At 59.5% G+C, this 21,115-nt stretch carries 17 protein-coding genes; 1 reads left to right on the forward strand and 16 read right to left on the reverse strand.

Annotation, left to right across the window (positions count from 1 at the left end; all coding sequences use genetic code 11):
• Positions 1-64: 64 nt before the first annotated feature.
• Complete coding sequence (locus tag AC1DCP_RS16220) at positions 65-1,084, reverse strand: bile acid:sodium symporter family protein (RefSeq protein WP_111788915.1); 1,020 nt, start codon at positions 1,082-1,084, stop codon at positions 65-67.
• 99 nt (positions 1,085-1,183) lie between these two features.
• Between AC1DCP_RS16220 and AC1DCP_RS16225 the strand changes: the two genes are divergently transcribed.
• Positions 1,184-2,044, forward strand: coding sequence for a LysR substrate-binding domain-containing protein (locus tag AC1DCP_RS16225; protein ID WP_003511576.1), 861 nt, complete (start codon positions 1,184-1,186; stop codon positions 2,042-2,044).
• An 18-nt stretch (positions 2,045-2,062) separates the two neighbouring features.
• Here the strand turns inward: AC1DCP_RS16225 and glpK are convergent, their stop codons facing one another.
• The 15 genes from glpK to ntrB form a co-directional block, all read right to left on the reverse strand.
• Entirely contained in the window at positions 2,063-3,562 is a 1,500-nt protein-coding gene (gene glpK / locus AC1DCP_RS16230) for a glycerol kinase GlpK (RefSeq protein ID WP_003511578.1), read from the reverse strand.
• Between the two features lie 69 nt (positions 3,563-3,631).
• Positions 3,632-5,353, reverse strand: coding sequence for an ABC transporter substrate-binding protein (locus tag AC1DCP_RS16235; RefSeq protein ID WP_003511579.1), 1,722 nt, complete (start codon positions 5,351-5,353; stop codon positions 3,632-3,634).
• Positions 5,354-5,429: 76 nt separating this feature from the next.
• Positions 5,430-5,723: a DUF2160 domain-containing protein gene (locus AC1DCP_RS16240; RefSeq protein ID WP_111788916.1), complete on the reverse strand. Its 294-nt coding sequence runs from the start codon at positions 5,721-5,723 to the stop codon at positions 5,430-5,432.
• A gap of 1 nt (position 5,724) precedes the next feature.
• A complete protein-coding gene (locus AC1DCP_RS16245; protein ID WP_003511581.1) occupies positions 5,725-6,648 on the reverse strand; it encodes a carbohydrate ABC transporter permease in 924 nt (307 codons plus the stop codon).
• A gap of 3 nt (positions 6,649-6,651) precedes the next feature.
• Positions 6,652-7,518, reverse strand: a complete 867-nt coding sequence (locus AC1DCP_RS16250; RefSeq protein ID WP_003511582.1) for a carbohydrate ABC transporter permease — start codon at positions 7,516-7,518, stop codon at positions 6,652-6,654.
• A 2-nt stretch (positions 7,519-7,520) separates the two neighbouring features.
• Complete coding sequence (locus AC1DCP_RS16255; protein ID WP_111788917.1) at positions 7,521-8,591, reverse strand: ABC transporter ATP-binding protein; 1,071 nt, start codon at positions 8,589-8,591, stop codon at positions 7,521-7,523.
• A gap of 13 nt (positions 8,592-8,604) precedes the next feature.
• Positions 8,605-9,675 (reverse strand): ABC transporter ATP-binding protein, encoded by a 1,071-nt coding sequence (locus tag AC1DCP_RS16260; protein WP_112154886.1) that lies wholly within the window; start codon positions 9,673-9,675, stop codon positions 8,605-8,607.
• Between the two features lie 37 nt (positions 9,676-9,712).
• Complete coding sequence (locus tag AC1DCP_RS16265; RefSeq protein WP_019564992.1) at positions 9,713-11,236, reverse strand: glycerol-3-phosphate dehydrogenase; 1,524 nt, start codon at positions 11,234-11,236, stop codon at positions 9,713-9,715.
• A gap of 108 nt (positions 11,237-11,344) precedes the next feature.
• Complete coding sequence (locus AC1DCP_RS16270) at positions 11,345-12,118, reverse strand: DeoR/GlpR family DNA-binding transcription regulator (RefSeq protein ID WP_003511588.1); 774 nt, start codon at positions 12,116-12,118, stop codon at positions 11,345-11,347.
• Between the two features lie 141 nt (positions 12,119-12,259).
• The gene (cysG, locus tag AC1DCP_RS16275) at positions 12,260-13,738 is read right to left on the reverse strand and encodes a siroheme synthase CysG (RefSeq protein WP_421406715.1); all 1,479 of its coding nucleotides are present in this window, start codon (positions 13,736-13,738) and stop codon (positions 12,260-12,262) included.
• Positions 13,710-16,358 carry a nitrate reductase gene (locus tag AC1DCP_RS16280; protein ID WP_421611628.1) on the reverse strand — a complete coding sequence of 883 codons (2,649 nt, stop codon included), beginning with the start codon at positions 16,356-16,358 and terminating at the stop codon, positions 13,710-13,712. Before AC1DCP_RS16280 ends, cysG begins: the two co-directional genes overlap by 29 nt.
• A gap of 214 nt (positions 16,359-16,572) precedes the next feature.
• Positions 16,573-16,908 carry a nitrite reductase small subunit NirD gene (gene nirD / locus AC1DCP_RS16285; RefSeq protein WP_111788922.1) on the reverse strand — a complete coding sequence of 112 codons (336 nt, stop codon included), beginning with the start codon at positions 16,906-16,908 and terminating at the stop codon, positions 16,573-16,575.
• A gap of 5 nt (positions 16,909-16,913) precedes the next feature.
• Complete coding sequence (gene nirB / locus AC1DCP_RS16290) at positions 16,914-19,361, reverse strand: nitrite reductase large subunit NirB (RefSeq protein ID WP_476774436.1); 2,448 nt, start codon at positions 19,359-19,361, stop codon at positions 16,914-16,916.
• A gap of 5 nt (positions 19,362-19,366) precedes the next feature.
• On the reverse strand, positions 19,367-20,164 hold the full coding sequence (locus AC1DCP_RS16295) for an ABC transporter ATP-binding protein (protein WP_013761942.1): 798 nt from the start codon (positions 20,162-20,164) through the stop codon (positions 19,367-19,369).
• Between the two features lie 13 nt (positions 20,165-20,177).
• Complete coding sequence (gene ntrB, locus AC1DCP_RS16300) at positions 20,178-21,071, reverse strand: nitrate ABC transporter permease (RefSeq protein WP_035199774.1); 894 nt, start codon at positions 21,069-21,071, stop codon at positions 20,178-20,180.
• Between the last annotated feature and the right edge of the window lie 44 nt (positions 21,072-21,115).

Raw genomic sequence — 21,115 nt, forward strand, 5'->3', positions numbered from 1 at the left:
GCCGATCCGGATGTCAAACGAACGGCCCCGTAGGGGCCGTTTTTGTTTGCCGAAAATTCATCCCTCAGCGGGTGGATACTGCCGCGCCTTCCGCAGCGACAGTTTCCGTTATCGCTGCTTTTTCATGGGCCTTGCGGGCATAACGCTGGGCCAGCACTGCGCACACCATCAGCTGAATCTGATGGAAGAGCATGATTGGCAATACGATTGCGCCGATGCTCTGGCCGGCGAAGATCGCTCCTGCCATGGGCACGCCGCTGGCAAGGCTCTTCTTCGACCCGCAGAAGGTGATGGTGATTTCATCCGCCTTGTCGAAACCGAGCGCCCGGCTGCCGAACATCGTCACGCAGAGAACAAGCGCCAGAAGAACGATATTGATGCCGATGACAACGCCGATATCGCGCACGGAAAACGTCTGCCATATGCCTTCGATAACTGCTTCGGAGAAGGCAAGATAGACCACCATCAGGATGGAACCGCGATCGACCGGCGACAGCAATTTCTTGCGTGCCCTGATCCAGTCACCGATCCACGGCTGCAGCACCTGGCCGGCGATGAAGGGCAAGAGCAGTTGCAGGAAGATTTGCAGGAACGCATCCAGCGAAAATCCACCACCATGGCCACCGACCGTGAACAGCAGCCCGACCAGCAGCGGCGTCAGCACCATACCGAAAATATTCGAGGCGGAGGCTGAACAGATCGCGGCAGGCACGTTTCCGCCTGCCATGGATGTGAAGGCGATGGACGATTGCACCGTCGACGGCAGGACGCAGAGAAACAGCACACCCATATATAGCGGTGCCGGCAGAATGCTCTCGGGAATGAAACCGATCGCCACGCCCAGCAATGGGAAAAGGCCGAAGGTGACGAGAAGGATCGCCATGTGCAGGCGCCAGTGCAAGATACCCGCAATCACCACATCCCGCGACAGCCGCGCGCCGTGGAGAAAAAACAGCAATGCGATTGCCAGTTTCGTGGCAAGCCCGAAATACACCGCTGGCTGTCCGCTGATCGGCAAAAGGGAAGCCAGGATCACGGTGACCACCAGCATCATGGTGAAACGGTCAGGCAGGAAGCGGGTCATGGGAGGTCTTTCCGACATCGGTTTTGCTTGAAATATCCCATACTATCGCTCATCATGAATTCGGATGCAAAGACTAACAGTTATCACGATATGAGATAAATGCTGAACCTTCAACATCTTGCCAGCTTCGTGATGCTTCAGCAAACCGGCAGCTTCACGCTGGCTGCCGAGCGGCTGGGCATCGGCCAATCCACCGTCAGCCAGCATATTCAGCGGCTTGAGGCGGCACTTGGCCGTCGGTTGATTGCGCGCAGCACCCATCAGGTGAAGCTGACGGGCGAAGGCGAGGCGCTGCTCGGTTATGCCCGCAATATGCTGGAGATCGACAGCAGGGTTTCATCGCTATTCAGCGAAAACCGCCTGCGCGGGCGCTTAAGGCTCGGCGTTTCCGAGGATTTCGTCGCCAGCCGGCTCACCGCCATTCTGGAAGAATTCATCCGCCTGTATCCCTTGGTCGATCTGGAGCTGACGGTGTCGCTGAGCGGCGTGCTTTACCAGATGCAGGATAATGGCGAGTTGGACGTCGTGCTCGCGAAACGTCGACTCGGTGATAAGCTCGGCCACTTCCTGTACCGCGAACCTCTGGTATGGCTCGCGCGTGACCCGGAGCGAATGCTGAGCCAACCGGACGCCCTGCCGTTGATCGCCTTTCCGCCGCCAAGCATTACTCGAAAGGCGGCACAGGAAGCGCTGGATCGGGCAGGTCTCGCGTGGCGGATCGTCTGCACCTGTGGCAGCCTTAGCGGACTGACCGCTGCCGCAAGGGCGGGCATGGGGATCCTCGTGCAACCGCGCAGCATGGCGCCAGCCGGCCTCAGGGAGATTGCGGCTGATGTGCTGCCGGCGCTCGAAGACGTGGAATTCGTGCTTCAGCCAAGTAAGGGCGCGGACACAAAACTGGTGCGCGCCCTTTCCGATCTGGTATCCAGCAAGAGCATCGCACCGGGCAGTTTTGCGTAAAAAAGACGCTTGCTTGCGTCAATCTTCCCGTTTCGAGAGGCAGCGGCCAACACTATCACGCCACCCCGCGATGGCGCTCTTACGCTCAGTCTCATCCATATCTGGCAGAAAACGGCGATCCCGTTTCCAATGGGCGGCAAAGGCCTCCCGGTCCGGCCAGATGCCGGCGCGCGATGCTGCGAGCCATGCCGCACCGAGAATGGTGGTTTCCAGGAATACCGGCCGGTCGACCGGTGCAGCGAGAATGTCCGCCAGCCGCTGCATGGTCCAATCCGAGGCAACCATGCCGCCATCGACCCGGAGCACCGTCTTGCCATTGTCGCCCGCCCAGTCGTTGCGCATGGCATCCAGAAGATCGAAAGTCTGATAGGCGACACTTTCGAGAGCCGCACGGGCAAACTCCGCAGGGCCGGTGCCACGCGTCAGGCCGAAAATCGCGCCCCGCGCTTCGGCATCCCAATAGGGCGCGCCAAGGCCGGTGAAGGCCGGCACGAGGTAAACCCGCTGCTTGGGATCAGCCTTTTCGGCAAGCGCGCTGACTTCAGACGCGACCGATATGAAACCGAGCTCGTCACGCAGCCATTGCACGGCGGCGCCGGCAATGAAGATCGAGCCTTCGAGCGCATAGGTCGTCACGCCATCGAGACGGTAGGCAATGGTCGTCAGCAACCGGTTTGTCGAGGCGACCCGGTCGGTGCCGGTATTGAGAAGCGCAAAGCAGCCGGTGCCATAGGTCGATTTCATCATGCCGGGTTCGAAGCAGGCGTTACCGATAACGGCAGCCTGCTGATCACCGGCGACGCCGAGGATCGGAATTTCCGCACCCAGAAGCGCCTTGTCCGTTACGCCGAAATCGGCAGCGCAATCAAGCACCTCCGGCAGCATGGCGCGGGGAATGTCGAGGATGGACAGCAATTCGTCATCCCAGGCATTGTCCTCGATATTGTAGATCAGCGTGCGCGAGGCATTGGTGGCGTCGGTCACATGGCGGCGACCGCCGGTGAGGCGATAGATCAGGAAACTGTCGACCGTGCCGAAGCAGATTTCGCCCTTCACGGCTTTTTCGCGAAGGCCGCTGACGCTGTCGAGAAGCCATTTCAGCTTCGTGCCGGAAAAGTAGGGGTCGAGCAGCAGACCGGTCTTTTTCGAAAAGAGCGGCTCCAGCCCCCTTCGTTTCAAATCCTCGCAAATTGGTGCAGCACGGCGATCCTGCCAGACAACGGCCCGATGCACGGCCTCACCCGTATTACGGTCCCACAGCACGGTCGTTTCGCGCTGATTGGTGATACCGATCGCCTCGATATCGGAAGCGGAGATACCGGCATCGGCAAGCGCCAGCCGGATTGTTTCAAGCACGCTTTTCCAGATATCCTCGGCATCGTGTTCGACCCAGCCGGAGGCCGGGAAATGCTGCGGAAATTCTCGCTGGCCGACACCGATGACCCGCATGTCGCGATCAAAGACCATCGACCTTGTCGATGTCGTCCCCTGATCGATCGCCAGAATATAACCGCCCATTATGTCACTCCCTTTCAAACGCAATGACGGGGCGGCAAAGCCGCCCCGGTTTAAGATTTCACGCAGACATTACTTCTGCCAGCTTTTGACCAGCTCGTCGTAATTGACGGTGACCGGCTTTTCCTTTTCGTTGGCAATCTTCAGCTGCGGTGCCAGATTGCCCTTCGAAACGGCGTCCTTGTTCCAGTAGTCGATATCGTGTTCTTCCGCCAGTTTTGGGCCGATATCGCCCTGCACACCGGCGCGCTCGATACGGGCCATGACTTTTTCCTGCTCGGCGCAGAGCGAGTCCATTGCGGCTTGAGCGGTTTTGGCACCCGAAGATGCATCGCCAATTGCCTGCCACCAGAGCTGTGCCAGCTTCGGATAGTCAGGCACGTTGGTGCCGGTTGGCGACCATTGCACGCGAGCGGGCGAGCGATAGAACTCGATCAGACCACCAAGCTTGGCGGCCCGGTCCGTGAAGCTCTTGTGATGGATGGTGGTATCGCGAATGAAGGTTAGACCAACATGGCTCTTCTTCACATCCACGGTCTTGGAAGTTACGAACTGCGCGTAAAGCCATGCGGCCTTGGCGCGATCGTCAGGGGTGGATTTCATCAGCGTCCACGAACCCACGTCCTGATAACCGAGCTTCATGCCGTCCTTCCAGTAGACGCCATGCGGGGAAGGTGCGACGCGCCATTTCGGCGAACCGTCCTCGTTCACGACAGGCAGGCCGGGCTTGGCCATATCGGCAGTGAAGGCTGTGTACCAGAAGATCTGCTGGGCAATGTTACCCTGCGCCGGCACCGGACCGGATTCGGAGAAGGTCATGCCCTGCGCTTCTGGCGGCGCAAATTTCTTCAGCCATTCGAGATATTTTTCGATGGAATAGACCGACGCCGGACCGTTGGTATCGCCGCCGCGTGCCACGCACGAGCCGACCGGCTGCGACTTGTCGTTGACCTTGATGCCCCATTCATCGACAGGCAGGCCGTTTGGCAGGCCCTTGTCGCCGTTGCCGGCCATGGAAAGCCAGGCATCGGTGAAGCGCCAGCCAAGCGACGGGTCCTTCTTGCCATAGTCCATATGGCCGAAGACCTTCTTGCCGCCGACATCACGGCCGGTGAAGAATTCGGCAATATCCTCATAGGCCGACCAGTTTACGGGCACACCAAGGTCGTAGCCGTATTTGGCCTTGAAATCGGCCTTGTTCTTGTCGTCGTTGAACCAGTCGTAGCGGAACCAGTACAGGTTCGCGAATTGCTGGTCGGGAAGCTGGTAGAGCTTCTTGTCCGGTGCCGTCGTAAAGGCGCTGCCGATGAAATCCTTGAGATCCAGGCCGGGATTGGTGACGTCCTTGCCCTCATTTGCCATGAAATCCGTGAGGTTGCGCACCTGCTGGTAACGCCAATGCGTGCCGATGAGGTCGCTGTCATTCACCCAGCCGTCATAGAGGTTCTGGCCGGTCTGCATCTGGGTCTGAATCTTTTCGACGACGTCACCTTCCTGGATGATGTCGTGCGTGACCTTGATGCCGGTAATAGCGGTAAACGCCGGTGCCAGGACCTTCGATTCATATTCATGTGTTGTCAGGGATTCGGAAACGACCTTGATGTCCATGCCAGCAAAAGGTTTCGCGGCATCGATAAACCATTGCAGTTCCTTTTCCTGATCTGCACGCGAAAGCGACGACATATCGCCGATTTCCTTGTCCAGAAATTGCTTTGCCTCCTCCATTCCGGCGAAAGCGGAACCTGTCATTGCCAGCAGCATGGCTGCCGTCGTCGTCATCAGATGCCGTCGCATATCAGTCCTCCCAAGGGTTGCGATTGCACGAAGTCTGCCGGGTGCGGTTTTCCTCCKCCGCACCGTTCTTCCTGCTCTAGACGAAACGGAAAACGCCAATTGCGTAAACCGCCGATAGAGCGAGAGCCCACCACAGGTTCGGGCCGACCAGCCCGAGCCATGCAAGATGAATGAAAGCGCTGCCGAGCAGCGAAATGAACAACCTGTCGCCACGCGTTGTCTCGAAGCGCAGCAGGCCGAAGCGGGGGTTGCCGCCGGGCGAGAACTGTTCCCAGAACCACATCCCAACCAGCAACACGGCGATTGCACCGAAAAACGCGGCCGTCTGCCAGGTCCATGCCATCCAGGTAAAATCGGGCATCTTCGTCATGTCAAACCCTCCCCAGCGCAAAGCCCTTGGCGATGTAATTGCGAACAAACCAGATCACCAGCGCACCGGGAATGAGCGTCAGCACGCCGGCGGCGGCGAGCAGGCCCCAGTCCATGCCGGCGGCAGAAACGGTTCTCGTCATGGTCGCGGCGATCGGCTTGGCGTCGGTCGTCGTCAGCGTGCGGGCGATCAGAAGCTCGACCCACGAGAACATGAAGCTGAAGAAACAGGCGACACCGATGCCGGAGGCAATGAGCGGCATGAAAATCTTCACGAAGAATTTCGGGAAGGAATAGCCGTCAATATAGGCGGTCTCGTCGATTTCCTTCGGTACACCCGACATGAAACCTTCGAGAATCCACACCGCCAGCGGCACGTTGAACAGGCAATGCGCCAGCGCCACGGCAATATGCGTGTCGATCAGCCCGAAAGCGGAATAGAGCTGGAAGAAGGGCAGCGCGAAGACGGCGGGTGGCGCCATGCGGTTGGTCAAAAGCCAGAAGAACAGGTGCTTGTCGCCCAGGAAGCGGTAACGGGAGAAGGCATAGGCCGCCGGGAGGGCCGCCGAGACCGAGATCACCATATTCATGACGACGTAGATGATCGAGTTGATGTAACCCGAATACCAGGATGAATCCGTGAAGATCGTCCGATAATTCTGCAACGTCGGCTGGTGCGGATAAAGCGTCATCGACGAGACGATTTCTGTGTTCGTCTTGAAGCTCATATTGATAAGCCAGTAGATCGGCACGAGCAGCAGGATGATGTAGATCGTCGGCACCAGCCAGGAAAAGCGCGATGGCCCATGGCGGCGGCGCGATCGTGAATTCGCAGCAAGGCCTGATATTCTTGCCGAACTGGCTCTTACCGGTGGATTGCCGATACCGTTGAGTTCCACGCTTGTGGTGACATCAGAGGCGCTCATGTCTCAAGTCTCCGCGTCGTGGCTGGTCATCACGGTGTAGAACACCCAGGACAACAGCAGGATGATGAGGAAGTAGATCAGCGACATGGCGGCCGCGGGACCCAGATCGAACTGGCCGAGCGCTACCTTGACGAGATCGATGGACAGGAAGGTGGTGGAATTTCCGGGGCCGCCGCCGGTGACGACGAAAGGCTCGGTGTAGATCATGAAGCTGTCCATGAAGCGCAGCAGGAATGCGATCAGCAGCACCCGCTTCATCTTCGGCAACTGAATGAACCGGAAAACCGCAAAGCGCGATGCGCCATCGATCCTTGCTGCCTGATAATAGGCATCCGGAATGGAGACGAGGCTGGCGTAGCACAGGAGGACGACGAGGCTTGTCCAGTGCCACACATCCATGATGACGACGGTGATCCATGCGTCGACGGGATCGTTGACGTAGTTGTAATCAAGCCCAAGCTGATTGGCGTAATAACCCAGCAACCCGATATCGCTGCGGCCGAACACCTGCCAGATCGTGCCTACCACATTCCATGGCACCAAAAGGGGCAGCGCCATGGTGACGAGGCAGACCGGCACGCCGATGCCGGATTTGGGCATCTTGAGCGCGATGAATATGCCGAGCGGAATTTCAATCGCCAAAATGATGCCGGAAAATACCAGATTGCGTCCGAGCGCGTTCCAGAAACGGTCGGAGCCAAGAATTTCCTGAAACCATTGGGTTCCCGCCCAGAAGAACTGATTGTTGCCGAAAGTATCCTGCACCGAATAGTTCACGACCGTCATCAGCGGGATGACGGCGGAAAATGCGACCAGCACCAGAACCGGCAGCACCATGAACCACGCTTTGTTGTTCCAGGTCTTTTCCATGGTCAGGCCCCCATCTTCACACGCCAGGAATCGGCAAAGACACCGATAGCGGCCGGATCGAAGCGAACACCCGCTTCTGCCGGAATGTCCTCCTCCTCCGGAACGACAATCGCAAGCTTTTGGCCGGCGAACCGGGCGCGAACGATCTTTTGCCGGCCGATATCCTCGACCTTGTCGACGGTGATGGGCATGCCACCCCGCTCCAGCCGAACGAATTCCGGGCGGATGCCGATTTCGATCCGCTTCGATCCATCCACCACCGGCACGCCGGCAAGCGGAACGCCCAGGCCGCCGACAACCGCCGTTGCGCCATCGATGCTGGCAGGCATCACATTCATGCCGGGCGAACCGATGAAGTAACCGACGAACGTATGTCCCGGGCGTTCGAAAAGCTCGGCGGGTGTGCCGATCTGGACGATCTGACCGTCATACATGACCACCACCTTGTCGGCGAAAGTCAGCGCTTCGGTCTGGTCGTGCGTAACGTAGACCATGGTGAAACCGGACTGGCGGTGGAGGCGCTTCAACTGCGAGCGCAGCACCCATTTCATATGCGGATCGATCACCGTCAGCGGCTCGTCGAAGAGGATGGCATTGACGTCGGATCGCACCAACCCGCGCGCCAGCGAAATTTTCTGCTTCTGGTCCGCCGTAAGTCCGCGCGCGTGGCGTTTTGCCATGCCGGAAAGATCGGTCATCTCGAGGATTTCCCGCACGCGGCGGTCGATTTCGGCCTCCGGCACTTGCCGGTTGCGCAGCGGAAAAGCCAGATTGTCATAGACTGTCATCGTGTCGTAAACGACCGGAAACTGGAATACCTGGGCGATGTTGCGATCTTCGGTGGAAAGATCGGTGACATCCGTTCCGTCAAAGGCGATGCGACCTTCCGAGGGGCGCAGCAAGCCGGAAATGATGTTAAGCAACGTGGTCTTGCCGCAGCCGGAAGGGCCAAGCAGCGCATAGGCACCGCCATCCTCCCATTCGTGATGAACTTCCTTCAGGGCATAATCACCTGCCGCCTGCGCCTTGGCGTTGTAAGCGTGGCGAATATGATCGAGCGTGATGCGTGCCATGATCGATCTCCCCTTAAGCCGCTTCGCCGATGGCGTGGCCGTGTGTATCGAAAGCCATCAGGTGCCGCGTATCGAGAAACAGTTCGATCTCCGTGTCCGGCTCGATGTCGTGAATGCCCTGCGCCAGCATCACCCAACGCTGGCCTGAAAATTCCACATGTACGAAGCTTTCCGATCCGGCGATCTCCGAGATCAGTGTCCGCGCCCGGATGGATTGCGCCGCCTGCCCCTTTTGCTGTGGGAAAAGATGATGTGGCTGGAAGGCAATGGTCACTGGACCGTCAGGCATGGCAGCAAGATGCGCCGGCACCGGCACAACCGCATGGTCGGCGCGCGTGAAGGCGCCGCCCGTCTTGATGACCTCGATGGTGTTGAGTGGCGGATCGGCGAAGATTTTCGCGGTTACGATATCCACCGGACGCCTGTAAACTTCGATCGTGCGGCTGAATTGCGTTACCTTGCCCTCGTTCAGCGTCGCGGTATTGCCACCGAGCAGCAGAGCTTCGGAGGGTTCCGTCGTGGCGTAAACAAAGATTGCACCGGATTCCGCAAAGATACGCGGCAATTCCTCACGCAACTCCTCACGCAGCTTGTAGTCGAGATTTGCGAGCGGCTCGTCGAGGAGCACCAGATTGGCGTTTTTGACGATGGCGCGGGCAAGTGCCGTGCGTTGTTGCTGGCCACCGGAAAGGTTGAGAGGCGTACGATCTAGATAGGGCGTCAGCCTCAGAAGCTCGGCGGCCTTCCTCACCTCCCTGTCGATCGTTGCCTTGTCCTTGCCGGCAACGCGCATCGGCGAGGCGATGTTCTCATAAACGCTGAGCGCCGGATAATTGATGAACTGCTGATAGACCATGGCGACGTTGCGCTTCTGAACCGGCCAGCCCGTCACGTCCTCCCCATTGAAGAGAATCGTACCGCCACTTGGCTTGTCCAGCCCGGCCATCAGCCGCATGAGTGTCGTCTTGCCCGAAAGTGTCGGTCCAAGCAGGACGTTCAGGCTTCCGCGCTGCAACGTCAGATCGGTCGGGTGAACATGATATTCACCGCCGGCCATCTTCGAGACGTTTCGCAATTCAAGCATGGTGATCCAAAGCCTCCTCCGCTTTTTGATCGGATCGTCAGATTGCCTTCAAGCGTCCACCTGCAATGTCATCGATATAATCCTCCAGCCCGCGCACCTCTTCTTGGGTAAAGAAAAGCCCCTGCTTGGTGCGGCGCCACAGAATATCCTCCGCCGTCAGCGCCCATTCCCGGGCCATCAGCCAGCGCACCTCGGCCTCATAAAGCGTGCCGCCGAAATGCCGTCCCAGCCCTGCCATGTCCCCGGCATTGCCAATAATCGACGCGGCGTCCGTTCCGTAGCAGCGGATGAGCCGCTTCGCATGCCGCTCATCGAGGAAAGGATAACGCGACCGCAGGGCCGTGACCTCTCCCGCATAAGCCTCGGCACCGAAATTTCCGCCCGGCAAATGTGAACCGGCCGTCCACGGCGAGCCCTTTTCACCCAGCGCATCACCGATTTTTTCAAGAGCATGTTCGGCAAGCCGTCGATAGGTGGTGAGCTTGCCACCGAAGATATTGAGAAGCGGGGCTTCGCCTTCAGCTCCTTCGGTTTTCAGCACATAATCGCGGGTTGCCTCCTGCGCTTTCGATGCGCCGTCGTCAAACAGCGGCCGCACGCCGGAATAGGTCCAGACGATATCGGCCGACGTCACCGGTTCAGCGAAATATTCGCTCGCCGCGTTGCAAAGATAGCTGATCTCCTCGTCGCTGATCTTAACAGCCCGGGGGTCGGCGGTATAGTCGCGATCCGTCGTGCCGATCAGGGTAAAATCCTGCTCATAAGGGATGGCGAAGATGATGCGCCCGTCCGGGTTCTGGAAAAAATAGGCGCGCGGATCGGAAAACTTCTTGCGCACGATGATGTGGCTGCCCTGCACGAGGCGGACATTGTGGACATTGTTTTTACCGAATGTCGCAGCCAGAACCTTGTCTACCCAGGGGCCGGCCGCATTTACAAGCATGCGCGCCCGGTAGGTCGCGGTTTCTCCGGCACCATTTTTCGTTTCGACCCGCCAGAAGGCGCCTTCGCGGCGTGCCGAAACCACCTGCGTGCGGTTGAGGATCAAGGCGCCGCGATCGGCGGCATCGCGGGCGTTCAGCACCACAAGACGGGCATCGTCCACCCAGCCGTCAGAATATTCGAAAGCCCGGGCAAAAATCGGCTTCAGCGGTTTCCCTGCGGGATCACGGCGCAGATCGAGCGAGCGGGTGGCGGGCAAAAGCTTGCGGCCGCCGAGATGGTCATAAAGAAAAAGCCCGAGACGCACGAGCCAGGCCGGGCGCACGCCGCCCTTCTGGAATGGCAGAACAAAGCGCATAGGCCAGATGATGTGCGGCGCCATGGCCCACAACACCTCGCGCTCCATAAGCGCTTCTCGCACCAGACGAAATTCGTAATGTTCGAGATAACGCAAACCGCCATGAATGAGCTTTGTGGCGGCCGACGAGGTGCCGGAAGCAAAATCGTTCATTTCCGCAAGCGCAACGGAATAACCCCTGCCGACAGCGTCACGCGCGATGCCGCAGCCGTTGATGCCGCCGCCGATCACGAAAACATCGTGGATTGCCTCGTCAGACATGGACCCTCCCGCGCTTTCATCGACGCTCTCCTCATCGATATATTGAAAGCACGGACATCTAATTTGAAGACAAAACGAATGTCAAACGAAATTCCGGGGCGGTTCGGATCAAGGCTCCCCAACCTCGGTTTCAATCAACCTGACGTCATGATCGGCACAGATGGATCGAATCGAATCGACCGGACAATGATCGGTAATGAAGGTGTGCACCTGTGAAAGATGGCCGATGCGCACCGGCGCCGTCCGCTCGAATTTCAGTGAATCCGATACAAGAATGACGTGGCGAGCGTTGGACATGATCGCCTGGGCAACCTTGACCTCGCGAAAGTCGAAATCCAGCAAAGCGCCGTCTTCATCGATCGCAGAAACGCCGATGACGGCGAAATCGACCTTGAACTGGCGGATAAAATCCACTGCGGCCTCACCAACGATGCCGCCATCGGAACCGCGCACGACGCCGCCAGCGATCACCACCTCGATGCCCGGAAAAACCCGTAACCTATTGGCAACATTAATATTGTTGGTGATGACCATCAGCTCGTGATGATCCGCCAGCGCTTCGCCCACCGCCTCGGTCGTCGTACCTATATTGATGAAAAGCGAGGAGTTGTTGGGGATGAGGGCAGCGGCAGCGGCGCCGATCGCCTGCTTTTCGGAGGAGGCGATCGCACGGCGTGCCTCGTATTTGACGTTTTCGTTGCCGCTCGGAAAAAGTGCGCCGCCATGGATGCGCGTCAGCACCCGCGTATCGCAGAGATCGTTGAGGTCCTTGCGGATCGTCTGTGGCGTTACCGAAAACCGCGTGGCCAGCTCGTCCACCAGCACACGCCCGCTTGCTTTCGCCAGCGCAACGATTTCATCCTGACGCGGTGTGAGCATCATTTCACCCTCCCTCCTCTTTCAATTTTTTCGTTTTATTGAAGAGCGAACGAAAAACCAATGTCAAGGGACGGTTTTGTGGCGCCGATCAGGTCCACTTGCGGAGGTACGCGAAAAACGTATCCGCGCGAACCAGCAAGATTATTAGCCGGCTTTCTGAATTGACATCGGGACCGGCTTCGGCAGGCCGATCTCGGAAAACGCAGAGATTGCAGCACCAAACGCATCACCGATGCCGATCAATATAGGCTCGTTCACGCCCAGTCGCTCAACCGCCGCAGCCAGTTGCACGAGCGAACCGCACCAGCGCTGCTCATTTTCGCGGCTGACGGAAATCATGATGGCGACGGGCGTCGAGGCCGGCATGCCATGCGCCAGAAGGGCTTCCTCGATGCTGGCAGCGGTTCGCCCGCCCATGTAAAAAACCGTGGTCACGGAAGGGTTCGACAGGGACTGCCAGTCTATATTCTCCGGCAGCTTGCCCTGTCTGGAGTGCCCGGTGACGAAGCGGACCGACTGGGCATGATCGCGGTGGGTGAGGGAAACGCCGAGCCGCGAAGCCATGGCGCTTGCCGCGGTGATGCCGGGTACGATTTCGACCGGGATGTTTTCAGCCTCCAGCTCTGCGATCTCCTCGCCGGCGCGTCCGAAAATCATCGGATCGCCGGATTTCAGCCGCACTACCCTTTTGCCGGCCTTGGCAAGGCGGATCATCATGTCGTTAATATCTTCCTGCTTGCAGCTTTCCCGGCCGCCGCGTTTGCCAACAAGCATACGCTTCGCCTCCCGCCGCGCCAGTTCCAGCACCTCGGATGAAACGAGATCGTCGAACAGAATGACATCCGCCGCCTGCAAGGCGCGTACCGCTTTCAGCGTCAGCAGCTCGGCATCGCCCGGTCCGGCACCGACCAGCGTCACAAGGCCGCGTGCCGATCCTTTCCGACCTGCCTGCGTGCCGATGTCTGTCAGCAGCCTTTCTTCGCTGCCCTCATCCAGCCTTTCGGTAAACGCCCGGTCGACAAATTTCTCCCAGAATGAACGCCGCGCCGGGCCGGGCGCGAGGCGTATATTGACCCGCTCTCGGATGGTCTGGGCAAGCGCGCCCCAATCCTTGAGAGCGAGCGGCAGCAAAGTCTCGATGCGCCGGCGAATGGCCTGCGCCAGAATGGGTGCGGCGCCATCGGTGGAGATCGACACCACCACCGGCGAACGATTGACGATGGAGCCAAACTGGAACTGGCAGAATTCTGGCTTGTCGATGACATTGACAGGCACGCCGGCTGAGCGCGCGGCATTGTAAAATCTTCCCGCCTCTTCGTCGGTTTCACAATCCGCCAGCGCCAGTTCCGCGCCTTTGAAACTATCCGGACCCCAGGAACGGTCATGCCATGTCAGCATCTGGCTTGTCGAGACGAGCGCCGCAAAGCATTCCGAAAGCTCGCTTTCCTCGCAATAGAGGTGAAGTTCCGCCCCGCAGGCAAGCAGCAGTTCCGCTTTCCATGCGGCCCCATCCGATCCGCCCGCCAGCACCACGCGCTTGCCCTCAAGCCCCCAGAAGACCGGCAACTTGGCGAGCTTCTCCATGCGGTTCGGTTCATTCCGCTGCGGTTTTAAGGCATCCATCGATGATCCCCCTGATCTCGGCGCGGCAGGAGCCGCAATTGGTTCCGGCATTCAACGCAGCACCTATGGCTTCGACGCTGTGGCAGCCATTGCGGATGGCGGCCGTGATCTGGTTGACCCCGACATTGAAGCAGGAGCAGACCGTCCCCCCCGGATCGGCGCGGCCGGCGGCGGGACGCCCGGCGACCAGGGCAAAACGCATGCGCAAATCCTCATGGCGTTCGTTCAGCTGTGAAATCGCCCAGTTGCGGGCAACGGCCACCGGCTCTCTGGCGACGAACAGCGCTGCCAGCAAGGTACCACCGTCGAAGAAAGCAAGCCGCAGATCGCCCGTCTGCCGGTCACTGTAACCCAGAGGCTCAACCCTGATATCGACTCCGAAAACCCGTCGCGCCCAGAGCGTCCAGTCCTGCGGCTGTTCCTCGAAGGCAAGCTCCATGCGGTAGCCGCCATCCGCCTTTGCAACTGCCCAATAGGCGCAGCCCGGCGCATCAGGCCGGGTGCGGGAGATCGCAAATCCATAGGCTTTCGCTACAAAACGTCGTGCACTCACGCCGACATTCTTCGAAGCGGGCTGGCCGGAATGTGGGTCCGTGACCGCTGGCACGAGCATATCGATGCGGGCCTGCGAGGCGAACTGGTCGTTCCAGTGCATCGGCGCAAACACAGCTCCCCGCGCCTGCCTCTCGCTGACCAGAGCCCGCAGCAGGACCTTGCCGTGCGGGCTTTCAAGCTCCACGAGATCGGCGCTTTCGATGCCCAGCGCCTGTGCATCGCGCGGGTGAAGTTCGGCAAAGGGTTCGGCGATATGGGCGGTGAGACGCGCGCTTTTGCCGGTGCGGGTCATGGTGTGCCATTGGTCGCGGATACGGCCAGTATTAAGCGTCAGCGGGTAGTCCGCCGATGTCCTGCGGGTCTCCGGCAGTGCCGTGGCGATGAAATGGGCCTTGCCATCCGCATGGAAAAAGCGGCCATCCGCGAAAAAGCGGGTCGTGGCGGCTTCACCGGGTCCGGCTTTTGGCCATTGAAACGGTTTCATCGTACCGTAGGAATCACGGTCGATCCCGCCAATATCGAAATCGCGGCTTCCGGCGTTCTCGAATCCGGAGAGAGCGGCATGCTCGGCGAAAACCTCAGAAGGTTGCCGGTAGCCGAAGGCCGCGTCAAAACCCATGCGCCGTCCAACTTCGGCGAATTGCCACCAGTCGGCCTTTGCTTCACCGGGCGCGTCAAGAAAACCGCGCTGGCGGGAAATACGCCGTTCGGAATTGGTGACCGTGCCGTCCTTTTCACCCCAGCCGAGCGATGGCAACAGCACATGGGCGTGGCGGGCGGTATCGGTCTTGGCGATGACATCGGACACCACGACAAAGGGACAGGCCTTGATCGCCGCCTCGACGGCACCGGCATCCGGCATGGAAACGACGGGGTTGGTGGCCATGATCCACAGCGCCTTGATGCGGCCATCGGCAACCGCCCGGAACATATCCACGGCCTTGAGGCCAGGCTTCTGCGCAATCGCCGGCGAGGCCCAGAAGCGCTGCACGCGGTCGCGGTCTTCAGCGTTCTCGATGGCCATATGGGCCGCCAGCATATTGGCAAGCCCGCCCACCTCGCGTCCGCCCATGGCGTTGGGTTGGCCGGTCAGCGAAAACGGTCCCATGCCCGGCCGGCCGATGCGGCCTGTGGCGAGGTGGCAATTGATGATGGCGTTGACCTTGTCGGTGCCGCTTTGCGACTGGTTGACGCCCTGACTGTAGCAGGTGACGGTTTTTTGCGTGCGTTCGAACAATTCGTAAAAGGAAATCAATTCCACGATTGTCAGACCGGTCTTGTCGGCAATCTCCGGCAGGCTGTGCCCGGTCGCTGCCTGCATCGCGGCATCGAAGCCGACAGTGTGGTTTCCAACATAAGCGTTATCGAACGCGGAACTGCCGGAAAGATGGGCCAGAAGACCGGTAAACAGCGCCACATCTCCATCCGGGCGGATGGCGAGGTGCATATCGGCAATATCGGCGCTCATCGTCCGGCGCGGATCGATGACCACCACCTTCATGTCCGGCCGCGCCGCCTTTGCGGCAGCAAGCCGTTGATAGAGGACGGGATGACACCAGGCGAGATTGGATCCGGTGAGGATTACCAGATCGGCAAGCTCCATATCCTCATAGGTGCCGGGCATCGTATCGGCCCCGAAGGCGCGGCGATGGCCGGCGACCGAAGACGACATGCAAAGCCGTGAATTCGTATCGATATTGGCCGATCCGATGAAACCCTTCATCAGCTTGTTGGCGAGGTAATAATCCTCCGTCAGCAATTGGCCGGAAACGTAAAAGGCAACCGAATCCCGGCCGTGCTCGGAAATGGCCTCGGAAAATCTTGAAGCAACGAGTTGAAGCGCTTCGTCCCATGCCACTCGCTTTCCGTGGATTTCGGGATGGAGCAGCCGTCCGTCGAGGCCGATGGTTTCGGCCAGAGCCGAACCCTTGGAACACAGCCGGCCGAAATTGGCGGGGTGGTCCGGATCGCCTTTGACGGAAACGATGCCGTCATCGGCAACGGTGGCGATGACGCCGCAGCCGACACCGCAATAGGGGCAGGTGGTTTTCGTTTCAACGGGCATGGGTTTGCCCTCTTGGTGCGTGGCATTTACCCCCCTCTGCCCTGCCGGACATCTGCCCCTCAAAGGGGTAGATCAATTGTGGCACCGGCTCTATTTTACAGCTTGCGTCTCCGACAACAGAGATGAAGCGAGAAGCGTGCCACTTGTCGATCTTGCCCCTCGAGGGGGAGATGTCCGGCAGGGCAGAGGGGAGTATCGTCGGCAACATCTGATATCACTCCGCCGCAATCATCAAAGTTTCGAGCGCAATCGAAAGCCGCCCGCCGAGATTGCGGAGAGGAATGGTCCTCACCTCACCCTCATCCGCCCCCAACGCCTTGCCGGTCTCCAGCGAAATGACCCAATTGTGCAAAGGACACGTCACCGAAGCCCCGTGCACGATGCCCTGAGACAGCGGGCCGCCTTTGTGCGGGCAATGATCCTCGATGGCGAAGACCTGATTTTCAGCCGTGCGAAACACGGCGATCTTGCCCATAGGCGTTTTCACGCAGCGCGCGCCGCGCAGCGGGATGTCGGAAATGTCGCCAATATCGATCCAGTTGCTGTCCATCGTTCTCACTCCGCTGCCTCGTTGAAACCGATTGCCGCCATCGGCCTGAATTCGTGCTTGTCGTGGCCGGACACACGTTCCGACCAAGGATCGACCTGCGCGAATTTCTGGCTGAAGACGAAGCGGTCAAAATAGGCCCGGCGCTTGTCGGCATCGTCCATGATCTGGCGGCGGACTTCGTCGTAACCGATGCGCTTGGCCCATTTATAGATGCGCTCGAGGTAGCGCGCCTGCTCGCGGTACATCTGGGTCAACGCCACGATATGCTCCAGCGCCTCATCCTCGGTATGGACGAGGCCCAGCACTTCCGTACCCTTGATGTCGAGACCAGCGGCACCGGCGAAGTGGATTTCGAAACCGGAATCGACGCAGATGACGCCGATATCCTTGCATGTCGCCTCAGCGCAGTTTCGCGGACAGCCGGAAACGGCAAGCTTCAGCTTGGCGGGCGTCCATGAGCCCCACATGAATTTTTCGATACGGATGCCGAGGCCGGTGGAATCCTGCGTGCCGAAGCGGCACCATTGTTCTCCAACGCAGGTCTTCACGGTGCGAAGCCCCTTGGCATAGGCCTGGCCGGAAATGAAACCGGCCTTGCCGAGATCGGCCCAGACCGCCGGCAAATCCTCCTTCTCGATGCCGAGAAGATCGATGCGTTGCCCGCCTGTCACCTTCACCATCGGGATTTCGAACTTGTCGACCACATCCGCAATCGCCCGCAGTTCGGAGGAAGATGTGACGCCGCCCCACATGCGTGGAACGACGGAATAGGTGCCGTCCTTCTGGATATTGGCATGGACGCGCTCATTGATATAACGCGACTGGTAGTCGTCGGCATATTCGTCGGGAAAATCGCAGACGAGATAGTAGTTGAGCGCCGGTCTGCACTTGGCGCAGCCGCAGGAGGTCTTCCATTCCAGTTCCTGCATCACGGCGGGAATGGTCTTCAGGCTCTTGGCCTTGATGAGACGGCGTACATCATCGTGGCCGAGATCTGTGCATTTGCACATGGGCTGCACGGCAGCGGGATTGTAGCTGTCGCCAAGCGTCAGCGTCATCAGCTGTTCGACAAGGCCGGTGCAATTGCCGCAGGAGGCGGATGCCTTGGTATGGGCGCGCACATCATCCAGCGAGGTCAGCCCCTTCGAGGTGATGACCGAGGTGATCTTGCCCTTGCAGACGCCGTTGCAGCCGCAGATTTCCGCATCATCCGGCAAGGCTGCAACGGCCGCCATAGGGTCCAGCGGGGACCCTCCCTGATAGGCCTGGCCGAAGATCAGGGTTTCGCGCATGGCGGAAATGTCGGTCGATTTCTTCATCAGGTCGAAGAACCACGAACCATCCGCCGTCTCGCCGTAAAGAACCGCGCCGATGATGCGATTTTCCTTGAGGATCAGGCGCTTGTAGACACCGGCGGTGGCATCGCGCAGCACGATTTCCTCGCGGTCGTCGCCCTCGGCAAAATCGCCGGCGGAAAACAGGTTGATGCCGGTGACCTTCAGTTTGGTATTGGTGACAGACCCATGATACTCGGCTGAACCGCCGCAAAGCCGGTCCGCCAGCACCCGCGCAGATTCATAAAGCGGCGCGACCAGCCCGTAGCACATGCCGCGATGCTCGGCGCATTCGCCAAGCGCATATATCGAGGCATCCGACGTCATCATGCCATCATCCACGACGATGCCGCGATTGACGGCAATGCCGGCTTCCTTGGCAAGACCCGAGGCGGGACGGATGCCGACCGCCATCACCACCATGTCGCCTTTAATGACGCGGCCGTCTTCCAACTCGATGCCTTCGACCTTCTCCGCGCCGAGAATGCATTTGGTATTGGCCTTGGTGATGATGTCGATGCCGCGCTCGTTCAGCGCCTTTTCCAGAAGATAGGCCGCTGCCGGATCGAGCTGCCGCTCCATGATCGTCGGCATCAGATGGATGACGGTGACGTCCATTCCCTGGCGCTTCAGCCCATAAGCTGCTTCCAGACCCAGAAGGCCGGCGCCGATGACGATGGCGMGACCCTTGCCTTCGGCGATTTCAAGCATCTTCGTGACATCGTCGAGATCGCGATAGGCGAGAACGCCCGGCAATTGATGGCCAGGGACGGGAATGATGAAGGGCAGGGAACCGGTGGCGATCACCAGCCTGTCGTAGGAAACGGTGATGCCGTTTTCGCTGGTTACGGTCTTGTTGTCACGGTCGATGCCGGTGACCTTCGCGCCCTTGTGCAGCGTCACATTGTTGGCCGCGTACCATTCGTCATTGTGGATGACGATATCTTCATAGCTCTTTTCGCCTGAGAGTACTGGTGAGAGCATGATGCGGTCGTAATTGACGCGCGGCTCGGCGTTGAAAATGGTGACGTCGTAGAGGCCGGGGGCGGTTTCGAAAAGGTTTTCCAGCATGCGCCCCGGCGCCATGCCATTGCCGATGATGACGAGTTTTTGCGCCATGGTGGTTACTCCGCAGCTTCGACGAAGCGGTGACGTTCGTAAAGGAACTTCAGCACGGCCTCGCGGCATTTGAGGTAGGTCTTGTCGGATGCAAGCTCGATGCGGTTGCGCGGGCGCGGCAGCGGCACGTCAAGCACTTCGCCGATATGGGCGGCGGGACCGTTGGTCATCATTACGATACGGTCGGACAGCAGCACCGCCTCATCCACATCGTGGGTGATCATGACCATGGTGTTGCCAAGCCGGGCGTGGATTTCCATCACGGCGTCCTGAAGGTGGGCGCGAGTCAGCGCATCCAGTGCGCCGAAAGGCTCGTCCAGCAGCAGGATTTTCGGCTCCATGGCGAGCGCCCGGGCAATGCCGACGCGCTGTTTCATGCCACCGGAAATTTCAGACGGTTTCTTGTCCTTGGCATGGGCCATCTGCACGAGATCCAGATTGCGCATGACCCAGTCGTGGCGTTCCGCTTTGGTCTTGGTATTGCTGAAGACCTTCGCGACGGCGAGGTTGACGTTTTCATAAACCGAAAGCCAGGGGAGCAGGCTGTGGTTCTGGAAGACGACGGCGCGTTCCGGGCCAGGTTCGTTGACCTCGCGGTTTTCCAGAAGCACCACGCCTGCTGAGACTTTGGTCAGCCCGGCGATGAGGTTGAGCATGGTGGACTTGCCGCAGCCGGAATGCCCGATGACTGAGACGAATTCGCCCTTGCCGATGGTCAGGTTGATGCCTTTCAGCACCTCGGCGCGCGAACCGCCCTTGTCGAAATATTTGTCGATATGATCGAGTTTCAGATAAGCGTTCATGATGGTCGCCCTTTTAGTTGGCCGCAGCGCCGCGGGTGATGACCTTGCCGAGCGCCGCTACCAGCTTGTCGAGCATGAAGCCGACAACGCCGATGTAAGCGAGTGCCACGATGATGTCGGGCAGGCGCGAGGAGTTCCACGCATCCCAGATGAAGAAGCCGATACCGACGCCGCCGGTCAGCATTTCCGCCGCCACGATGGCGAGCCAGGAGAGGCCGATGCCTATGCGCAGGCCGGTGAAGATGTAGGGGGCGGCCGACGGCAGCATGATCTTGAAGAAGAATTCGATCTGGTTGAGCCGCAGCACCTTCGCAACGTTGCGATAATCCTGCGGAATGTTGCGCACGCCGACCGCCGTATTGATGATGACGGGCCAGATGGAGGTGATGAAGATCACGAAAATGGCCGACGGATTGCTGTCCTGAAAGGCGGCAAGTGAAAGCGGCAGCCAGGCGAGCGGCGGCACGGTGCGCAGGACCTGAAAAATCGGGTCGAGGCCGCGCATGGCCCAGACCGACTGGCCGATGACCGCACCGAGAATGATGCCGGCGATAGCCGCAAGGCCGAAACCGTATGCCACGCGCTCCAGCGAGACCAGCACGCGCAAGCCGAGGCCGATATCCTGCGAACCATTATGGAAGAACGGCGATACGATGAGATCGTAGCTTTCCTCGAATACCTGGCTTGGCGGCGGCAGGGACGAGCCGGGGGCGGAACAGAGCACCTGCCAGACGCCCAGCAGAACGGCGAGGACGACAAATGGCGGTATGATATTGCGGGCCGCCGCAGCACCCAGTTTACGCAGATTGAACCGCGAGGGATGTTTGGGCGGAAGGGTCACGACGTTTGCCTTTTGTACCACCGGTTGCTGCGGCTGTTCTTTGAAATTTCGAGCCAATGCGGACATGGCGTTTCCTTTGGATTTCGGTTGCGGTCAGGGTCTCGCCCCTC

Source organism: Agrobacterium sp. 10T429 (assembly GCF_056393925.1).

What these genes read in the sequence shown, in the direction of transcription:
- AC1DCP_RS16220 (WP_111788915.1), bottom strand. Translation starts at nt 1,084, where the DNA reads ATGACCCGCTTCCTGCCTGACCGTTTCACCATGATGCTGGTGGTCACC.
- AC1DCP_RS16225 (WP_003511576.1), top strand. Translation starts at nt 1,184, where the DNA reads ATGCTGAACCTTCAACATCTTGCCAGCTTCGTGATGCTTCAGCAAACC.
- glpK (WP_003511578.1), bottom strand. Translation starts at nt 3,562, where the DNA reads ATGGGCGGTTATATTCTGGCGATCGATCAGGGGACGACATCGACAAGG.
- AC1DCP_RS16235 (WP_003511579.1), bottom strand. Translation starts at nt 5,353, where the DNA reads ATGCGACGGCATCTGATGACGACGACGGCAGCCATGCTGCTGGCAATG.
- AC1DCP_RS16240 (WP_111788916.1), bottom strand. Translation starts at nt 5,723, where the DNA reads ATGACGAAGATGCCCGATTTTACCTGGATGGCATGGACCTGGCAGACG.
- AC1DCP_RS16245 (WP_003511581.1), bottom strand. Translation starts at nt 6,648, where the DNA reads ATGAGCGCCTCTGATGTCACCACAAGCGTGGAACTCAACGGTATCGGC.
- AC1DCP_RS16250 (WP_003511582.1), bottom strand. Translation starts at nt 7,518, where the DNA reads ATGGAAAAGACCTGGAACAACAAAGCGTGGTTCATGGTGCTGCCGGTT.
- AC1DCP_RS16255 (WP_111788917.1), bottom strand. Translation starts at nt 8,591, where the DNA reads ATGGCACGCATCACGCTCGATCATATTCGCCACGCTTACAACGCCAAG.
- AC1DCP_RS16260 (WP_112154886.1), bottom strand. Translation starts at nt 9,675, where the DNA reads ATGCTTGAATTGCGAAACGTCTCGAAGATGGCCGGCGGTGAATATCAT.
- AC1DCP_RS16265 (WP_019564992.1), bottom strand. Translation starts at nt 11,236, where the DNA reads ATGTCTGACGAGGCAATCCACGATGTTTTCGTGATCGGCGGCGGCATC.
- AC1DCP_RS16270 (WP_003511588.1), bottom strand. Translation starts at nt 12,118, where the DNA reads ATGATGCTCACACCGCGTCAGGATGAAATCGTTGCGCTGGCGAAAGCA.
- cysG (WP_421406715.1), bottom strand. Translation starts at nt 13,738, where the DNA reads ATGGATGCCTTAAAACCGCAGCGGAATGAACCGAACCGCATGGAGAAG.
- AC1DCP_RS16280 (WP_421611628.1), bottom strand. Translation starts at nt 16,358, where the DNA reads ATGCCCGTTGAAACGAAAACCACCTGCCCCTATTGCGGTGTCGGCTGC.
- nirD (WP_111788922.1), bottom strand. Translation starts at nt 16,908, where the DNA reads ATGGACAGCAACTGGATCGATATTGGCGACATTTCCGACATCCCGCTG.
- AC1DCP_RS16295 (WP_013761942.1), bottom strand. Translation starts at nt 20,164, where the DNA reads ATGAACGCTTATCTGAAACTCGATCATATCGACAAATATTTCGACAAG.
- ntrB (WP_035199774.1), bottom strand. Translation starts at nt 21,071, where the DNA reads ATGTCCGCATTGGCTCGAAATTTCAAAGAACAGCCGCAGCAACCGGTG.